Here is an 18,125-nt window from a genome sequence, read left to right on the forward strand (position 1 = left end):
TCCCCGGACAGCTCAGGCTTACGGAAACTCTATCCGGTAGTCTTCAATAACCGGGTTGGCCAGCATCTCACGGGCAAACCGTTCCAGTTCGGCGCGGGCCGCTTCGGTGTCATCGCCGTCGGCCAGCTCGACCTCGAAGAACTTGCCCTGCCGAACATCCCGAATGCGGGTGAAGCCAAGGGACTCACTGGCGCGCTGAATGGTTTGCCCCTGCGGGTCAAGTACCCCCGGCTTGAGGGTCACGTGCACGGTGGCTTTCATGAGTTTCTGGCGGTGCCGGGCAGGGCTACTCCGCTGCCGGCGTTGTGGCCGGAGCAGGTGTATCCGTAGGGTTGGCAACCGGTGTGGCGGGGGACGCTGCCGCCGGCGCGTCGGAGACCACGACGACCTTGAGCGCCACGGTCACATCGCGGTGCAGCTTGACCGGCACTTCATATTCCCCAAGCGCCTTGATGGGTTCCTTGAGAACAATTTGCCGCCGCTCGACTTCGAGCTGCTGGGCCGCCAGTGCCTCGGCAATGTCCATCGAAGTCACCGAACCGTAGAGCGTTCCTTTCTCGCCGGCCTTGCGCGGGAACGTCAGCGTCAGGGCGGCGAGCTTCTCGCTCAGCGAGCGGGCGGCGGCGAGTTCGGCTTCGGCCAGCTTGATCAGACGCTGCCGCTCGCGCTCGATGAGCTTGATGTTGGCACGGGTCGCCATGAGCGCCAGCCCTTTGGGAATCAGATAGTTGCGCCCATAGCCGGCGCGGACCTTCACGATGTCGCCCCGGATGCCCAGGTGTTCGACATTTTCCTTCAACAGCAGTTCCATCATCGCCATGGTCTTCACCTTACCTTTCGTCTGAAGGACTATTCCTCTTCCTCTGGCTCAGCGCCTGTGTTGTTCGCCGCCTGACGCGCGGCCCGTATTGCCATCCGCCGTTCCCGGCGCGCCTTGATTTTCTGAGCGCGTTTGAGGTCTTCATCCACGCGCACGGTCAGAAAACGGATGACCGGATCGAGTACCCGCAACCGACGCTCGATTTCGGCAATTTCCCGCCCCGTCCCGCCGACGTGGAGCAGAATATAAAAGCCTTCCTGAAACTTGCGACTTCCCTTGCGGATCACGTAAGCCAGCCGCTGCCGGCCGATCTTTTCAACCTTGTTGACGACCCCGCCCTGGCTGCTGATTTGCGTGGAAAGGGATGCCACCATGCTGTCCATTTCCTCTTCAGGCAGGTCAGGATCAACGACAAACATTACTTCATACAGACGATCACACTTGGTATTCACTCGTTATGCTCCTTTCGGACTCAGTCTCACGACTGACGCCTCCACTCCCGATTGAGGGAAGCAAGGGAATAGTGGCGTTACCGGAACGCCAGGCAGGGGTTGTCCCCCGGAGATCAGGCATTGAACCGCGCCATCGCCAGCTCGATGCCATGGCACACCCAAGCTTCGACGGCATCGGCAGCACGCGCCGTCAAGGCTGGCAACTCTGACTGTTCCGCCGCCGAAAAACGGCTGAGGACGAAATCCGCCAGGTTCCCGACGGGGTGCGCCGGGCCGATGCCCACCCGAAGGCGGGCATAGTGCTCGGTCTTGAGCTTTGCATTCAAGGACTTCAAACCGTTGTGACCACCGGCGCTTCCTTTGGCGCGCAAGCGCAGGCGGCCAAAAGGCAGGGCCACGTCGTCCACAACGGCCAGCAGGTCGTGCTGTGGGTTACAGTCATACTTGGCGCACAGCAACGCCACCGCCTGTCCCGAAGCATTCATGAAGGTCTGCGGCTTGGCGAGCAGGACAACTTCGGTTCCCAAGGTGATGCGACCGGTCAGGGCTTCGCACTCCGCCAGCTTGATGGGCCGGCCGGCACGTTCCGCCAGTGCATCCACTACCAGAAAGCCGATGTTGTGGCGCGTCAGGGCATAGGTTGCGCCGGGATTGCCAAGTCCCACGACACACTTCACAGCGGGACTACTTCTTGCCCTTCTTCGGCGCTTCACCTGCGGCCGCAGCCACGGCTTCAGCAGAAGCGCGCGTGCCAACCAGCGAAACAATGAGCTGGGTTGGTGGCGAGAGCAACTGGACACCTTCGGGCAGTTTCACATCCTGCGCATAGATGCGCCCGCCGATCTTCAGGTCGGCGATGTCCACGACGATCTCCTTGGGCAGTTGTGCCGTCAGACATTTGACGGTAAGCGTACGCACCCCACGCTGCAACACCGCTCCCTGCTTGACCCCCAGCGGCTCGCCCTGCAAACGCAGCGGAACAGCCGTTTTGACCGGCTCATCCATGGCCACGCGCAAAAAGTCCAGGTGCTCGATGGAACCGCGTACCGGGTGCGTTTGCACTTCCCGGATGATGACCGGCACGAGACCTTCTTCCGGCAGGCTGATGTTGAACACCGTAGCCCGACTTACCCCCTTGCGCACGAACGCTGCAAACGCTTTGCGGTCCACCAGACCATGGAATGACGGACGTTTGCGCCCATAGACATTGACCGGAATGGCCCCGGCCCGGCGACAGCGCCGCGCTTCGTTGGAACCAAGCTTCTGCCGCGCCTTCACTTCAATCACGGTGTCAGCAATCATGACGACTTACCTTTCTTCTCTGCTCTGAATCCTGTCTTGCTCCGCCGACGAAACCCAATCACCAACAGAACGAAAACAACCTACACAAAAAGCCGACTGACCGACGTGGCGGTGTGGATCGAACGGATGGCTTCCGCCAGCAATCCTGCCACACTCAACACCCGAATCCTGGACAAGGCCAGGTTCGGATGCGGAATGGTGTTCGTCACCACAAGTTCTTCAATCGGAGAGTCGGCAATCCGCTCCAATGCCGGGCCGGAAAGCACGGCATGGGTACAGCAGGCATAGACGGCTGTTGCCCCCTTGTCGGCAATGGCCTGAGCAACCTGCGTCAGTGACCCGGCCGTATCCACCATGTCATCCACAATGAGGGCGGGCCGGCCTTCGACCTGTCCCACGATGTTCATCACCTCGACGGTGTTGGCCCGCTCTTTGTCGCGCCGCTTGTCGGCCAGGGCCAGGTCGGCGTCCAGCCGCTTGGCGTAGGCCCGGGCGCGCTCGACGCCGCCGGCATCCGGCGCCACAACAACGAGGTTTTCCAGCTTTTTCTTGGCAAAGTAATCCAGCAGCACCGGCGCAGCGTAGAGGTGATCCACCGGAATGTCGAAAAAGCCCTGAATCTGCCCGGCGTGCAGGTCCATGGTCAACACCCGCGTCGCCCCGGCAGTGGTGATGATGTTGGCCATGACTTTGGCTGAAATCGGCACCCGTGGGCGGTCTTTCCGGTCCTTGCGGGCATAGCCAAAGTAGGGGATGACCGCCGTGATGCGTTCTGCCGAGGATCGCCGGAAGGCATCCAGCATGATGAGCAGTTCAACGACGTGGCTGTCCACTGGCGGGCAGGTCGGTTGAACGATGAAGACATCGGCCCCCCGGACGTTTTCGTTGATCTGGTAGTTGAACTCGCCGTCGCTGAAACGGGTGGTGTTGGCGTCGCCGAGCTGAATACCAAGGTAGCGACAGATTTCCTCCGCCAGGGGACGATTGGCGTTGCCACAGAACACGCGCATCCCGCTCATGGTGTTGCTGACCTCATCCCCCCACGGACGAACAAATGCGACGCCCTGCGGTTTTCCAGGCAAGGCGTCGCCGGTGATGCATCACAAAAGTGGCTGGCAGACAAGGACTCGAACCTTGATTCAGCGCTCCAAAGGCGCTTGTCCTACCATTGGACGATCTGCCAGCAAACTCGACATCAGTTCACCACGCCAGTCCGGTCATCGTGCCCTTCAGGCGCTCCGCATAAACTTCACGGCTCACCGAGGATACCAGCCACGCCTGCCATCCGGCGTTCAGACAAGCCTGCCGCGCCGCCTCCCCGGCCTGTGCATCCCCGAAGAGACCGAACACCGTGCTGCCGCTGCCTGACATGCGGGCCACCTGAGCGCCAAGGGCGAACAACCGGTCGCGCACTTCCCGTACCAGAGGGAAAGCGTCAAAAACGGTCGCTTCGAGGTCATTTCCAGTTGCCAACCAATCCACCCGGCTTGGTAAGCAAGCCGCCAGTTTACGGACGGTCTCTGCGTCTGTCAACCCTGCGTTCAGACGCTGAAACACCAGGCCGGTCGGAATCGCCAGTCCCGGATTGACGACCACAATAACCGGCAGGTGAACCTCCGGCAGGGGGGTAATGTCATCCCCGCGGCCCAGGCCGAGTGCGGTGCCGCCGGTCAGAAAAAAGGGCACGTCCGCGCCCAACGCGGCGGCCGCACGCTGGCACGCCGCCACCGGAAGGGCAACGCCCCACAGGCGTTGCAGCGCCAGAAGCGTCACAGCCGCATTGCTGCTTCCGCCGCCCAATCCAGCCTGCATGGGGATGCGCTTCCGCAGGTGCAGGCGTGCTCCCTGCCTCACCCCCGTCGCCGCCTGAAGCCCCCGGGCCGCCCGCACGACCAGATTCCGCTCGTCGCAGGCCAGTGTCGGTTCATCGCAGGTCAGCGAGATGGCCGGCTCGTCCGTGATGTCAATTTCCAGCCAATCGCAGAGGTCAATCGTCTGAAAGACCGTTCGCAGTTCGTGATAGCCGTCGGGCCGCCGGCCGATGACTTCCAGCGACAGGTTGATCTTGGCAAAGGATGGAAACACAACGGGCATGGGCATCCGTGGGCCGTCTGAACCGGCCCGGTCAACCGGCCGCATCCGGCACTCGTTTCCGTAGCTTGGCGAAACCGGCCGGAAACGACAAGCCGTTCTGTCAGACTTACTCATTCCTGCTCAAGCAGGAACAAAGCTGACTTCCTGCTTCGTTGAGGCCGGTTTCACAACCGCCTTGCGGCCGCCGCCAGAGCCTTCCTCTCCACAGGCTTGACATCCGGCGGAACTCGCCGTAGAGCCGTTCAGGACGGCCAGACCATACGCCAACAAATTCCGCGCCGCATTCACATCCCGGTCGTGCAGGATGCCACAGGCCCGGCATCTCCACCGGCGCACTGACAGCGGCAACACCTCCAGTTGGTGTCCGCAAGCCGAACACGTCCGGCTGCTGGCAAAGAAGCGGTCGGCGGCCACCACCAGCCCGCCACGCCTTGCCGCCTTGTACTCCAGTTGCCGCCGGAACTCACCCCACCCCATGTCGGCAATGGAGCGGGCCAGTCGCCGGTTGGCCAGCATGCCACGCACATTCAGGTCCTCAATGACAATGGTATGAAACCGGCGCGTAAGCTCGCTGGTGAGCTTGCTGGTGAGCTTGTGCAGGGCATCCTGCCGGATGTTGGCTGTCCGCGCGTGCAGCCGTGCCAGCTTCCGGCGGGCCCTGGCGCGGTTGCGTGACCCCTTCTGCTTTCTGGACAGGCTTCGCGACAGCCGGCGCAGGCGTTTGAGCAGAGCGGTGTGTGGTTTGGGGCCGGGAATGGTCTCTCCCGTCGAGAGCGTCGCCAGCGCCGCCACACCCACATCCACCCCCACCACGCCTTGGTTCTCGGCGGGGCGTCTGGGCGGATCGTCGGTGTCAACGGTGATGCTGACAAACCAGCGGTCGGCGGTGCGGGAGACCGTGGCTGACATGATCTTGCCGGAAAAGCGCAATGGCTCGCGCATCCGCACCCAGCCCAACTTCGGAATGCGAATGTGTGAGCCGCTGACTTTCACCTAGTCATTGCTGAGCGTGAAACGATCATCCACGCCCTTCCTGCGAAACTTCGGATACCGGGCGCGACCGGCAAAGAAATTCCCGAACGCCCGCCCCAACTGCATAATCGCCATCTGCGGGGCGCACTTGGTGACCTCCAGCATCCAGGGGAACTGTTCGCGCTTGATGGCGTTGAGTTGGCGGCGCAGGGCCGCCTCAGACGGCCTGGGCCGGCGGTTGTCAGCCTTCCATGCCGCATACTGCCGTTGCCACTCGTCCAGCGCCCAGTTCCAGGCAAAGCGCGCCGTGCCGGCCGCACGGGCCAGCCAGGTGGACTGCCGGTTGTTCGGATCAAGCGCAATCCGATGAGCCGTCAACATATCTGTGCCTCGGCGACGGCCTGCTTCACGCCGTCAATAAGTTTCCGGTTCCGGTGTGACCGGCTGCCATAAAGCCGGGTGCTGAAGACGGTGCTGATCTCCAGAACGTCCTTCGCCAGGTCTTCCTCAAACGTCGTGTCCTCACCCTGGTTGAGCATCACCACTTCAACGTTTTTGGCCTCGCCAATGGCAAACACCAGTCCGGTGCCAAAACAAAGCCGCCGGTCCTGGTGCGTGATGACCAGCCGCCCGGCTTCTCCGGCCAGGATGGACTCCAGCCAACGCCTCAGTCCTTTCTTGTGGTCGTTCATGCCGGAGCCAAGGTCGGCAATGATCCCGAACGTCCAGCCCGGTTGGGTGCAGTACAGTTCAGGAACCTGCTTTTGCCGCTCCAGACCGTCTTTCTGGTCATGACTGGAAACACGGGCGTCAGCGATGGTGCGCCGCGCCGTTTCCCGGCCGCGGAACGACGCGGGACACAGCCGGGTCATACCGCCGGCGCCCACCCGGCGTGCGTTCGTCGGGCAAAAGCCGCCCTTCGCGTTCCCAGCGTCGCAGGGTCTGAGCTGAAACACCCAGCAACTCGGCCGCTTTGTGGATACTGACCATCCGGCGTGACAGATGCAAATTGTAGATAAATAAGCATAAATGTGCAACTACTGCGTCAGCAGTAAAAGCCCGGACGGAACGCCGGCCCGTGGCGCTTCCGATGGTTGGCGTTCTCCCGCCTTTTCCGGGATAATCGTCCACCGTAAGGAGCAGGGCATGTTTCCCGAACTGTTCGAGATTCCCGGCACAGGCTTCATCATCAACACCTACGGCGTGTTGCTCGCCATTGGCTTTCTCAGCGGCATGTGGCTGGCCGGACGGTTTGCCGTTGCCGATGGTCTGCCCCGTGGTGAGGTGCTGGACATCGTGCTGTATGCGCTCATCGCCTCGCTGGTCGGGTCGCGGGTGCTGCTCGTCGTGGTCGAATGGGAGAGCTTTCACAGGGACTGGCGGGCCATCTTCTCGCTCGATGTGCTGCGCTCCGGCGGGGTCTTCTACGGCGGACTGCTGGCGGCAATTGCGGCCAGTCTGTTGCTTGTCCGGTGGCGCGGACTTGACTGGTGGCGGGTGGCGGACGCCTGTGCGCCCGGCATTGCCCTGGGGCAGTTCTTCGGCCGCCTGGGATGTTTTGCCGCCGGCTGCTGCTGGGGACGGCCTACCACCGCCTGGTGTGGGGTGCGCTTCTCTGAACGCGGGCATGAACTGACCGGCGTGCCCTACGGTATCCCCCTCCATCCGACCCAACTCTACGAGAGCGTGGCCACACTCGGCCTCTGCCTGGCGCTGGGCTGGCTTTTCCACCGGCGGCGGTTTCGCGGGCAGATCATCCTGGCGTACCTGTTTGGCTATGCTGTCATCCGGTTCGTGATTGAAATCTGGCGTGACGATCCGCGTGGCGCTATCGGGCCGTTTTCCACTTCGCAGGCCATTGCCCTGGGCTGCGCTGCCTTTGCCGTCGGGGCCTGGCTGGTCCGGCGGCGGCAGGCAGCAACGGCCACCGATGCTGACGCGGCTGCCGTGCCGTCATCGCTTCCGCCAGCTTCACCGCCGTCGTCACCGTCCTTGCTTCCCCCCGAATCCTGAGTCACCGTCGGTATCCAAACATTTGTCATGTCCACGGCACGCGCGGCTTCGACCGCACCACTCGTTTCTGCCCCACAAAAGGAAAAATTCGACAAAAAGGCGGCGGCCAGAGACACCGCCCGGCTCATGGCGAAGTATGGCGCGCCCTATCTGCCCTACTTTGCCCTGGCGTTCTTCTGTCTTCTTGGGGCAGGCAGCCTGGCGCTCATCTACCCGCTGTTTGTCGGCACGCTGTTTGGTTCGATCTTTTCACCCGACAAACCCTCGGCGCTCGCACCGCTGCTGAATCTTGTTTCAGGCTGGCTGACGGCGTTGTTTCCCGGCTACCGCCTCTCGCCGCTCGATCCGGTGTTGGCCCTGCTGACAGGCATTCTGGTGGTGCAGTCCGTCCTGAGTTTTGGCCGCACCTATCTGCTCAACTACGTGGGGGAAAAGCTGGTCGCCGACGTGCGCCGGGACCTCTACCGGCATCTGCTTTCGCTGGACATCACGTTTTTCGCCAACCGGCGCACCGGCGAACTCACCTCCCGGATTGCTTCGGATGTCACGGCCATTCAGAACAGCGTCACGCTGAGCCTGGCGGAAGCCCTGCGGCAGGTCATCGTGTTCACCGGGGGAACGGCATTTCTGTTCTGGATTGACTGGCGTCTGGCCAGCCTGCTGCTTGCGCTTATTCCGGTGCTCGTGGTGAGTTTCGCCTTCTTTGGGCGCAGCATCCGGCGGCGCAGCACGCGCGTCCAGGATGCCCTGGCCGAGGCCACGGCCATTCTCGAAGAAACCATTGCCGGTATCCGCACGGTGCAGTCCTTCACCCGTGAGCCTTATGAAGTCAACCGCTACGAATCACATATCACCCGCTCGCTCCACGAGGCCCTGGGTCGCGCCCTGGCCCGTGGACTGTTCAATGCGGCAATTGTGTTTGTGCTGTTCGGCGGTTTTGTCGGGCTGCTCTGGTACAGCGGCAATCAGGTTCTGGAAGGCAAGCTCACCGCCGAGCAACTCATCCAGTTTTTGTTTTACGCCGCCTGGGTTGGTGGGGCGCTGGGAACGCTCGCCGAATACTACGGCGAGTTCAATCAGACCATTGGCGCGTCGCGGCGCGTCGTCGAACTCTTTGACACCAAACCTGTGATTAGCGACGCCCCCGATGCCCGTTCCGTGCCGGAAGTCCGGGGACTGGTTGAAATCAGCGAAGCTCGTTTCACTTACCCCGGACGGACGGAACCAGCTCTGGATGGCATCAGCATCACGGCCCGTCCCGGTGAAGTCATCGCGCTGGTGGGGCCAAGCGGGGCTGGCAAATCCACCCTGATTGCGCTCATCCCCCGGTTTTATGACCTTACCTCCGGCAGCATCCGTGTGGACGGCCTTGACGTACGGCAGTGGAAACTTGCCGACCTGCGCGCCAACATTGGCGTCGTCCCCCAGGAAACGACGCTCTTCAGCGGGACGGTGTATGACAACATCACCTATGGCAAGCTGGATGCGACGCCGGAGGACGTGGAGCGTGTCGCCCGCGCTGCGCATGCCCACGAGTTCATCACGGCGTTTCCCCAGGGGTATCAGACCATTGTCGGTGAGCGCGGGGTCAAGCTTTCCGGCGGACAGCGGCAACGGATTGCCATTGCGCGGGCGCTGCTCAAGGACCCACGGATTCTCATCCTCGACGAGGCGACGAGTTCCCTGGATTCGGAGTCGGAACACTACGTTCAGGCGGCCCTCGATGTCCTGATGGAAGGGCGTACGACCTTTGTCATTGCCCACCGGCTGTCCACGGTCCAGCGGGCCACGCGCATTGTCGTCATGGCGCATGGGCGCATCGTGGAAGAAGGCACGCACAAGGAACTGCTGGCGCGCGAGGGGATATACAAAAAGCTCTACAAACTTCAGTTCCGCGATGTGCCCGAGTGGATTCTGCAGGAAGCCGGGCTACCGGAAACGCCGGTATTGGAATCCACCCGGGCCGCTCTGCGGTAGGGCAATTGGTCAGGCCGTTCCGTTGAGACCAACGTTGAGCACCACCCGCCCGTTGATTTGACCATGCTTCATCCGCTCGAACACGTTATTGACCTGCTCCAGCGGCTGGAGTTCGATGTTTGGCTTGACCTTCCCCTCGGCGGCGAATTGCAGGCTTTCCTGCAAATCCTTGCGCGTTCCGACAATTGAGCCGCGTATGGTCAGGCGGTTGAGCACCACGTCAAAAATCGGCAGAGGAAAATCCCCCGGTGGTAGCCCGACCATCGAACATGTCCCGCCGCGCCGGAGCATACCAACAGCCTGACGGAAAATGGCGGCTGAGACAGCAGCAACGACAACACCATGTGCTCCACCACCGGTCTGACGCTTGATAGCTGCCACCGGGTCTTCTTCTTTGGCGTTGACCGTCACTTCAGCACCAAGCTGCCGGGCCAGTTCGAGCTTGTCGGAGGCAATATCCACCGCCCCGACGTGCAGCCCCATGGCCTTGGCATACTGCACCGCCATGTGTCCAAGGCCGCCCACGCCGATGACGACCAGCCATTCACCCGGACGCGCCTGGGTTTCCTTGATGGCCTTGTAGGTCGTCACCCCGGCGCACAACACCGGTGATGCCGTAGCGAAATCAAGATTGTCCGGGATGTGTCCGACATAGGCCGCTGGTGCCAGGACATATTCAGCAAAGCCGCCGTCCACGGAGTACCCTGTGTTGTGCTGGTGCTCGCACAGCGTCTCCCAGCCGGTCAGGCAGTAGTCACACAGCCCGCAGGCGTCGTGCAGCCAGGGCACACCCACCCGGTCGCCTTCCTTGACGGAAGTCACCTGATCGCCAACAGCCGCCACATAGCCAGCCCCTTCGTGACCAGGCACCAGGGGAAGTTTTGGCTTGATGGGCCAGTCGCCATCGGCGGCGTGCAAATCCGTGTGACAGACTCCGCTAGTGACGACCTTGATCAGCACTTGTCCGGGCCCTGGACGGGGCACATCCATTTCTTCAATAGCCAGGGGCTTTCCAAACTCGTGAACCACAGCAGCACGCATTTTGTTTGGCAGCATGCGTCAAAACCTCCATGTACCGAAACTCAACACCCACTCCTGACACACCTGTGGCCAAACCGGTCACCGAAGGACTCTGCCTGGCTGATGGCGCATCCGTAAGGGAACGAGCGTTGTTTTGGGAAGTAAAGTTGGGGGGCGCAGAAGTGTGATGTTCAATACACTAGCCGAAATGACGCACCTTGGCAAACCGGATTTTGCTTTTGGAATGATTTTTTGGGCTGGTCAGTACTCGCGCCGCAGCGGACGCCCCATGATTTCGGCCATGGCGTCCTGGACGCTGCGGCCTTCGTACAGCACCTGATACATGCCGCGTGTCATGGGCATATCTACCCGATGCTTCTGCGCCAGGGCATGGATGGCTTTCGTGGTTTTGACGCCTTCGGCCACATTGGTCATACCGGCGAGGATGTCATCGAGGTGGCGTCCCCGGCCGAGTTCGACGCCAACGTACCGGTTGCGGGAAAGCGCGCCGGTTGCTGTCAGAAAGAGATCGCCGACTCCGGCCAGGCCGGACAGCGTCTCGACCCGCGCGCCAAGCGCCACGGCTAGGCGCGTTATTTCCGCCAGTCCGCGGGTGATGAGCGTGACGACGGTGTTGTGGCCGAAACCCAGCCCCACCATGACGCCGGCCGCCATGGCAATGACGTTCTTTGACGCGCCGGCAATCTCGACGCCGGTGATGTCCTGGTTGTAGTACAGGCGGAAGTTGGGCGTACTGAGTTCGCTCTGGACATACTCCCCCCAGCGGGGCGCAAAAGCCGCGACGACGGTCGCCGTCGGATCGCCCTTCGCCACCTCGTAGGCAAAGTTGGGGCCGGAAAGGGTGACGTAGCGCGGCTCGAAAAGGTCATGCCAGACATCGAAAGCCACTTCCGACATGCGCATCAGGGTGTCCGTCTCGATGCCCTTGGTGGCACTGACAAATACCATGGTGGGTGTGATGTGGGGGCGCATGGCCATCAGGACGCTGCGTGTGACGTGCGATGGCACGACGAGCAGGACAATCTGGGCGCCATCGAGAGCTGCCGCCAGCTCGGCTGTGGGGAGGATGTTTTCCGGCAACCGAAAGCCCGGCAGGTAGGGCTGGTTTTCACGGGTGGCACAGAGGGTGGCGATGTGTTCCGGGCGATGCCCCCAGAGGGTGACGGTACGGGGCGTGCCATCGGAGGCCGGACGCGCGGCCGCGACCAAAGCCAGCGCCGTTCCCCAACTTCCGGCGCCAATCACGGCAATTCGCTGGGCAGGATACATAGATACATCCGTTGGCGGGAAAAGCTTTCCACAGGACAGCCCTGATTCGGGTTACGATAGTCGAGACCCATCCGGCCGGACAATCCGGTTGGTAAGTTCCACTGACTTGCTGGCAGAGTCAGGCTCGTATTTATTTCCAGCGTTATGAAGTTGAGCGATTTTGCAGCGGTCATCTTCGATATGGATGGCCTGCTGATTGATACGGAAACCCTGTACTGCCAGTCGTGGCAGCGGGCGGCGGCAGATTGTGGTTTTGTCATTACACCACACTTTTATGAACAGCTCGTGGGACGTTCCCGTGCCGATGCCCTTCAGATTGTGCTGGAGCATTTCGGCGATCAGGTTCCGATGCCGGATTTTCACGAGCGCGTGCTGCACTACGAGACGGTCTGCTTTGCCGAAGCGCCCATTCCTGTCAAGCCGGGCGCGTGGGAGATGATCGCGGCCGTGGATGCCCAACTGTTGCCCAAGGCGCTGGCGACCTCAACGCACCGCCCGGCAGCCCGGCAGCGTTTGGCGCGCACGGGGTTGGATCGGCACTTTCACATTATTGTGACTGGCGACGAGGTACCACGTCCCAAACCGGCGCCGGACATTTACTTGGCAGCCTGTGAACGGCTGGGTGTATTGCCCCGGGATGTGCTGGCTTTTGAGGATTCCGAACCGGGTGTCCAGGCAGCCTATGCTGCCGGTGTCACGGTCATCATGGTGCCCGACTTCAAGGCGCCATCACCTGAAATTCAAGCTCGCACCGCCCGCATTTTTCCGTCGCTGACACTGGCACTTGACTCCCTGTGTGGATAGCTTAAGAGGTGCCATTGGCTTCCGAAAATAAAGCTGAATTCCCCCAAATTGAACGTTCTGGACCAATGACGCCGACTGCGCCTGACGCACTGTGCCTGTCCCCGGTCTGGAAACAGCACGTGTGGTTTGGTCTCATCGGGTTGGTTGGCACCGGCTGGCTATGGTTTGCCATGTCCCGGCACGGGATCGGGCTTTCACCAGATTCGGTAGGCTATCTGGCAGTTGCCCAGCACCTGCTTGAAGGTAAGGGCTTTCTCTCCTACCGGGGTGAGCCTTTCGTCCTCCAGCCACCACTGTATCCTTTAGTAATCGCCACAATAAGTTTCCTGCTTGGCTCCACCCCGGCGACATCGGCTCTCCTGATCAACCTTCTCCTTTTCGTCGCCGTTGCCTACTTCTCTGGCCGGCTTGCCATCCTGATCACAAAATCCTTTCCTATCTCAATCGCCGTTTGTATCTCGGTTATCCTGGGTGTACCAATCACTTGGGTTTCTGTTTTCGCCTGGAGTGAAATACTTTTCATTCTCCTTACAATTCTGGCATTCCTGAACCTGATTGGCTTTGTCTCATCCAAGGATAAAAAAGACTTACTAGTATGCTCTCTTTATCTAGCCTGTTCGTGCATGGTTCGTTACGCGGGACTTTTTTCTGTTTTTTCATTTCTATTATTTCTGATTCTAATGCCGGGTGAAAGATTGCAGAAAAAAACATATCGAATTGTTGCTTTTTTATACATCTCATCCTTGCCTATATCTCTTTGGATACTGAGAAACTACATTCTATCTGGTACTCCTTTTGGCCCAAGAACCATGGCTTCTCTGAGACCGAATGAGATTATTTTTCTATTTTTTGACACCTTTTCCGGTTGGTTCATTGTCCAGACAGATGCTTTGCAAAATGACATTATCTTAATCCTGATACTTATTTTTTTGACCTTTGCAGTTTCCACTGCGTGTATCTATCAGATAAAAGATACCAATATATTGTCTCTTGTAATCTTTGTTTTCACATATTCACTTTTTGTCTTTATTTCTTCCGTGCGTTTTGCATACGATCCAATTGACAACCGCTTGCTCTCTCCAGTTTTTATACCTTTGGTCATCGTCTTGTTAAACTTTTCAAACAAGGTGCTCTACCCATATCTAAAAAGCAAGGTCTCCAGTAGTGCACAATCCCGGCTCATTATCTTGGGAGCAGTGATCTGGTTTACCCATCCGGTACTTTCTACACTGACACTTGGATTTGAGGTACGCCAAGAAGGCAAGGGCTACCACGCCATTTACTGGCAGACCAGCCCGACCCTGGCTCAAGTCCGCCAGGCGCGTGAGCGACTCATCCGGCTACCCATTTATACCAACGACCCCGAAGGACTGTACTTTCTGGCCCACATCCGGGCCGAGCACCTTCCCTTTCGGTTTCGTTCAACCTGGCCGGAGTCAGGGCAGGCGTACCTGATTCGCTTCAAGCATGCCTACCGTGGTGGGTGCTTGGACATCATCGAAGGACTCCGCCAGGCGGCCGACATCAAGCCACTGGCCCAGTTTTCCGACGGTGAAATCTATCTGGTGACACACAAATCCCTTCTTGCATCTCCAACATTGGTGCCTCATTAAGTAACTTTTTACACCGATCAACTACTACAATGATGTGTAGCCTATCAGGAAGACAACTCATAAAAGAGCAAAACCTCATCAATATAGCACTGGTCTCTTAGGCGTGAGGTCAGCTTTCGGTTCTGATCTAACGTCCTGTAAGCAGGCATCCTTTTATGTGATTCTTGGGTTTGGGGAGTGATTAAGCGACATGATAATATCTACAGAATCCAGTCTACTAAACTCACAACTTAACTGGAAACAACAAGTTTGGTTTGTATTCATCGGTTTAATTGGTTCTTTCTGGTTGTGGTTTGCTACATTTCGGCATGGGATTGGAATCTCACCGGATTCAGTAGGGTACATGGCAGTTGCCGAAAACCTACTCAAAGGGAAAGGCTTTATCTCCTATAACGGCGAGCTTTTTATCGTGCAGCCACCAATGTACCCTATAGCTATAGCCGCTTTTAGTTTTTTCTCTGGATTAAATCCTGTTAAGTCTACTTTACTGCTTAATCTTTTACTTTTACCTCTTACTACTTATGTATCTGGGAAATTAGCATTCTTAATTACAAAATCATTTTTAGTATCACTATTCGTCTGTTTTTCAATAGTATTTGGAGTACCAATAAATCATGTATTTACTTATGCTTGGAGCGAACCACTTTTTATATTTTTGTTGACCTTTGCCCTCCTTTACATGGTGAAATTTATTGATTCTGATAAGAAAAAATATCTGGTAATTTGCTCAATCTCTGTTGGTTTTTTGACTATAACCCGCTACGTAGGCATTTTCATAATAATAGCGTTTCTCATGCTGCTACTTCTCGCCATTGAAAAGAAAGTTATAAAAAGAAGAAATGAAATATACTTGTTTTTATTCATTTCCTCTTCTCCAATTTGCTTTTGGGCTGTGAGAAACTATAATCTCTCTGGGTCTTTCTTTGGTCGCTCGAATAGATCACTTTACGGCATAGGTGAACACGCCTTTGGTTTTAGTGAAGCCATAACCAGTTGGTTTATTCTCCCTGTAAATTACTTCCAGAATAAAATACTGATTTTTCTGATAGCAATTGCACTACTATCCTCTATACTTTCTATCACCGCACTGAATCATGGCAAGAATCTAAAAACTCTTGCCTTAGTAATACTTGTTTATGTTTACTCTCTCTTTCTATTTATTACCTGCGTGAACACCCAGACAGATCTAATAGGTAATAGACTGCTTTCGCCTATTTTTATTCCACTAGCAATCGTACTACTAGATATATTCTACCATCGAATCTACATACGAGTAGTAAATAAGATACCCAAGAAAATGCATTTTTTACCGACCGCTTTGAGTTATGTAATCTGGTTTACCTATCCTATAGTTTTCACACTGGCACTCGGACTCGAGTCTTACCGAGAAGGGCTGGGCTATCATGCCACTCACTGGCAACAAAGTGAAACGATAGCCTATGCTCGCCAAGCCCACAAACATCTCGTACAGCTACCCATCTATACCAACCAACCCGAGGCAGTGTATTTTTTTGCGCAAATTCAAGCTGGACGTCTAAGATGTGTGCAATCTAATCTGATAGCTTATACCAGCGATCCAACTTGGTTAGAAGCAGAACAAGTGTATCTGATTTGCTTCAAGGAGGACTACCTCAGTGACTGCTTAGGTACTCTTAAATCAGCCTATAATCCTGACATCAATCTAATAGCCGAATTCTCTGATGGTGCAATCTATCTGATGACACGGAGAAAAATCTAGGATTCTAGGCTGATCACCACAATCAACTTGGGTTAGCCTTGGTCTTAGCGTACCATAGGCCGGAGCTGCTCAATGTGCTGGCTGATTTCCGCCGGCGAAAGATGCCGGGAGGCTTCCGGCAGCATGTCACGTGAGGTCGCTTCCCGTAAGGCAACCAAGGTTTAGTACTCGATGGCCACTTCATCCCGGGCCGGGGTAAATTCCTGGGCTACAGCACGTACGTCTTCCGGGCTAACTTCCTTGCGCCCAGCTTGCCGCGCCACCCGGCAGCGGATGAGAATAGGCTCAATATCCGCCCCTGAAAGCCTCCTCTGTTTTTTTGCAATACTAACTATTCAATATGCTGGTCGGTAGAATAATCCATAGCAATGGTGTTTTTCTTGACAGTACCTGCTCGTTTGATTACCTATGTACACAACTTCAGAGAATGCTGCCTTCCCGAATCAAGCCAAATTCTCAAAGGTTACATGATTGACGTGATAACATCCGAAGCACTCTCCGTACCCCATCCGCGACTTGGTTGGAAACAGCAAATATGGTTCATGCTCATTGGCCTGCTTGGCGCTGGCTGGCTATGGTTTGTTATGTCTCAGCACGGGATTGGACTCTCACCGGATTCAGCAGGATACTTGGCAGTTGCCGGTAACTTACTTGAAGGAAAGGGCTTTATTTGTTACTCAGGTGAACCTTTCGGTGCACAACCACCACTATACCCTTTGGCTGTTGCCACTTTGAGCTTCTTGCTTGGTTTAGACCTAAAAACATCTGCGTTATTTCTTAATCTTCTAATTATAGTCTTTGCTACTTTTATATCTGGAAACCTTACATTCTTAATTACAAACTCTTTTCCAATTTCGCTGTTTGTTTGCTTTTCGATTATATTTGGGATACCAACCTTTCAGACATTTGTTTATGCTTGGAGTGAGCCTACCTTTATACTCTTCCTAAGTGTCGCTTTTTTTTATATGCTCAAGTTTATTGACTATGAAGACAAAAAATACTTATTAGTATCTTCTTTTTTTATTAGTCTCGCTTGTATGACACGTTACGTAGGTATTTTCGCTTTAATTTCATTCCTAAGTTTATTGATTTTTAAAGCTAAGGAAGATATAGTAAAAAAAAGGAACGAAATATATACATTCTTGTTTATCTCTTCTTTCCCACTTTACCTATGGGGAATGAGGAACTATATACTTTCCCGAACCTTCTTTGGTCGTTCAGGAAATCCTCTTCACAGCTTTAGTGAACACAGCTTAGGTTTTGTCAATGCTGTTACTAGCTGGTTTATTTTTCCAGTGAACTACTTCCAAAATAAAACTCTCTTGTTCTTAGTTGCGTTTCTGCTAATCTTCATACTTCTTGTTATCGGCGTAAAAGAAATTACGAATTTAAAAGTTTTGTCACTAGTAGTTTTCATTTTTTTATACTTATTACTTCTCTTCATTGCATGCGTGAGTACCCACCAAAATCTAATTGACAATAGGCTACTTTCACCTATCTTCATCCCTTTGGGGATTGTGCTAATAGATTTCTTCTATCGTCGAATTTATCTCCAATTAATGGACAAAATCTCCAAGCGAGTCCGGCCTTGGCTAGTTGTTCTAGGACTGATAGCCTGGTTTACTTACCCAGCGATCTCCACATTGAAATTTGGACTCGAGGTTCGCAAAGAAGGCTTAGGCTATCAATCTGTTCACTGGCAAACCAGCGAGACTCTTGCCTACGTTCGTCAAGCACGCGAGGAATTACTCCAACTACATGTCTATACTAATGACCCTGAGGGACTATACTTCCTTACCAAAATCCGGGCTGGACGCCTGTCTATTCAGTTTCACCCGAACTGGCCAGAAGCAGGAAGAGCATATCTGATATGCTTTAAGCAAGGCTATCTTGGTGACTGCCTGGAAATTCTTGACAGACTACATCAGAATCCTGAAATCAGGCCAGTAGCTGAGTTTTCAGACGGCACAATCTATTTGGTAACGCGCAGAAATCTTCAAGTCCCCAGCCCCGGCAACCACTAGACTGAT

General features: G+C 56.1%; 19 protein-coding genes and 1 tRNA gene. 6 read left to right on the forward strand and 14 right to left on the reverse strand.

The genetic code is table 11. The annotated features are described in order from the left end of the window. Window positions 1-18: 18 nt before the first annotated feature. The 12 genes from purS to CABTHER_RS17440 all read right to left on the reverse strand — a co-directional run bounded on the left by purS (window position 19) and on the right by CABTHER_RS17440 (window position 6,630). On the reverse strand, window positions 19-261 hold the full coding sequence (gene purS, locus CABTHER_RS08050) for a phosphoribosylformylglycinamidine synthase subunit PurS (protein WP_014100125.1): 243 nt from the start codon (window positions 259-261) through the stop codon (window positions 19-21). Window positions 262-286: 25 nt separating this feature from the next. Further along, the gene (gene rplI, locus CABTHER_RS08055; protein WP_228374044.1) at window positions 287-820 is read right to left on the reverse strand and encodes a 50S ribosomal protein L9; all 534 of its coding nucleotides are present in this window, start codon (window positions 818-820) and stop codon (window positions 287-289) included. A gap of 29 nt (window positions 821-849) precedes the next feature. Then, a complete protein-coding gene (rpsF, locus tag CABTHER_RS08060; protein ID WP_148263987.1) occupies window positions 850-1,272 on the reverse strand; it encodes a 30S ribosomal protein S6 in 423 nt (140 codons plus the stop codon). 113 nt (window positions 1,273-1,385) lie between these two features. Further along, on the reverse strand, window positions 1,386-1,949 hold the full coding sequence (pth, locus tag CABTHER_RS08065; protein WP_014100128.1) for an aminoacyl-tRNA hydrolase: 564 nt from the start codon (window positions 1,947-1,949) through the stop codon (window positions 1,386-1,388). A 7-nt stretch (window positions 1,950-1,956) separates the two neighbouring features. Then, the gene (locus CABTHER_RS08070) at window positions 1,957-2,574 is read right to left on the reverse strand and encodes a 50S ribosomal protein L25 (RefSeq protein WP_014100129.1); all 618 of its coding nucleotides are present in this window, start codon (window positions 2,572-2,574) and stop codon (window positions 1,957-1,959) included. 80 nt (window positions 2,575-2,654) lie between these two features. Further along, the gene (locus tag CABTHER_RS08075; RefSeq protein WP_014100130.1) at window positions 2,655-3,584 is read right to left on the reverse strand and encodes a ribose-phosphate diphosphokinase; all 930 of its coding nucleotides are present in this window, start codon (window positions 3,582-3,584) and stop codon (window positions 2,655-2,657) included. 99 nt (window positions 3,585-3,683) lie between these two features. Next, window positions 3,684-3,757 (reverse strand) — tRNA-Gln (locus CABTHER_RS08080). A gap of 17 nt (window positions 3,758-3,774) precedes the next feature. Next, window positions 3,775-4,713 carry a 4-(cytidine 5'-diphospho)-2-C-methyl-D-erythritol kinase gene (gene ispE, locus CABTHER_RS08085; protein WP_014100131.1) on the reverse strand — a complete coding sequence of 313 codons (939 nt, stop codon included), beginning with the start codon at window positions 4,711-4,713 and terminating at the stop codon, window positions 3,775-3,777. 75 nt (window positions 4,714-4,788) lie between these two features. After that, on the reverse strand, window positions 4,789-5,661 hold the full coding sequence (locus CABTHER_RS08090) for an RNA-guided endonuclease InsQ/TnpB family protein (protein ID WP_014100132.1): 873 nt from the start codon (window positions 5,659-5,661) through the stop codon (window positions 4,789-4,791). Further along, window positions 5,662-6,021, reverse strand: a complete 360-nt coding sequence (locus tag CABTHER_RS17895) for a helix-turn-helix domain-containing protein (protein WP_014100133.1) — start codon at window positions 6,019-6,021, stop codon at window positions 5,662-5,664. Then, a complete protein-coding gene (locus CABTHER_RS08095; protein ID WP_014100134.1) occupies window positions 6,015-6,512 on the reverse strand; it encodes an IS607 family transposase in 498 nt (165 codons plus the stop codon). Before CABTHER_RS08095 ends, CABTHER_RS17895 begins: the two co-directional genes overlap by 7 nt. Beyond that, window positions 6,451-6,630: a MerR family transcriptional regulator gene (locus tag CABTHER_RS17440; RefSeq protein WP_041569161.1), complete on the reverse strand. Its 180-nt coding sequence runs from the start codon at window positions 6,628-6,630 to the stop codon at window positions 6,451-6,453. Before CABTHER_RS17440 ends, CABTHER_RS08095 begins: the two co-directional genes overlap by 62 nt. Window positions 6,631-6,786: 156 nt before the next feature. Between CABTHER_RS17440 and CABTHER_RS15805 the strand changes: the two genes are divergently transcribed. Together CABTHER_RS15805 and CABTHER_RS08110 are read left to right on the forward strand one after the other, a co-directional pair. Continuing rightward, the gene (locus CABTHER_RS15805; protein ID WP_014100135.1) at window positions 6,787-7,653 is read left to right on the forward strand and encodes a prolipoprotein diacylglyceryl transferase; all 867 of its coding nucleotides are present in this window, start codon (window positions 6,787-6,789) and stop codon (window positions 7,651-7,653) included. Between the two features lie 27 nt (window positions 7,654-7,680). Beyond that, window positions 7,681-9,630: an ABC transporter ATP-binding protein gene (locus CABTHER_RS08110; protein WP_014100136.1), complete on the forward strand. Its 1,950-nt coding sequence runs from the start codon at window positions 7,681-7,683 to the stop codon at window positions 9,628-9,630. Window positions 9,631-9,639: 9 nt separating this feature from the next. Here the strand turns inward: CABTHER_RS08110 and adhP are convergent, their stop codons facing one another. Together adhP and CABTHER_RS08120 are read right to left on the reverse strand one after the other, a co-directional pair. Then, the gene (adhP, locus tag CABTHER_RS08115) at window positions 9,640-10,686 is read right to left on the reverse strand and encodes an alcohol dehydrogenase AdhP (protein ID WP_014100137.1); all 1,047 of its coding nucleotides are present in this window, start codon (window positions 10,684-10,686) and stop codon (window positions 9,640-9,642) included. 225 nt (window positions 10,687-10,911) lie between these two features. Then, window positions 10,912-11,940 (reverse strand): NAD(P)H-dependent glycerol-3-phosphate dehydrogenase, encoded by a 1,029-nt coding sequence (locus CABTHER_RS08120; protein ID WP_014100138.1) that lies wholly within the window; start codon window positions 11,938-11,940, stop codon window positions 10,912-10,914. Between the two features lie 144 nt (window positions 11,941-12,084). On the opposite strand from CABTHER_RS08120, the gene CABTHER_RS08125 reads away from it, so the two are divergent. The 4 genes from CABTHER_RS08125 (at window position 12,085) to CABTHER_RS08135 (ending at window position 18,119) form a co-directional block, all read left to right on the forward strand. Further along, complete coding sequence (locus CABTHER_RS08125) at window positions 12,085-12,744, forward strand: HAD family hydrolase (RefSeq protein WP_014100139.1); 660 nt, start codon at window positions 12,085-12,087, stop codon at window positions 12,742-12,744. Between the two features lie 14 nt (window positions 12,745-12,758). After that, complete coding sequence (locus CABTHER_RS08130) at window positions 12,759-14,357, forward strand: ArnT family glycosyltransferase (protein WP_148263988.1); 1,599 nt, start codon at window positions 12,759-12,761, stop codon at window positions 14,355-14,357. 190 nt (window positions 14,358-14,547) lie between these two features. Beyond that, the gene (locus CABTHER_RS17005; protein ID WP_148263989.1) at window positions 14,548-16,095 is read left to right on the forward strand and encodes an ArnT family glycosyltransferase; all 1,548 of its coding nucleotides are present in this window, start codon (window positions 14,548-14,550) and stop codon (window positions 16,093-16,095) included. Between the two features lie 542 nt (window positions 16,096-16,637). Continuing rightward, a complete protein-coding gene (locus CABTHER_RS08135) occupies window positions 16,638-18,119 on the forward strand; it encodes an ArnT family glycosyltransferase (protein ID WP_148263990.1) in 1,482 nt (493 codons plus the stop codon). Window positions 18,120-18,125 lie beyond the last annotated feature (6 nt).

Source organism: Chloracidobacterium thermophilum B (assembly GCF_000226295.1).
GTDB lineage: Bacteria > Acidobacteriota > Blastocatellia > Chloracidobacteriales > Chloracidobacteriaceae > Chloracidobacterium > Chloracidobacterium thermophilum.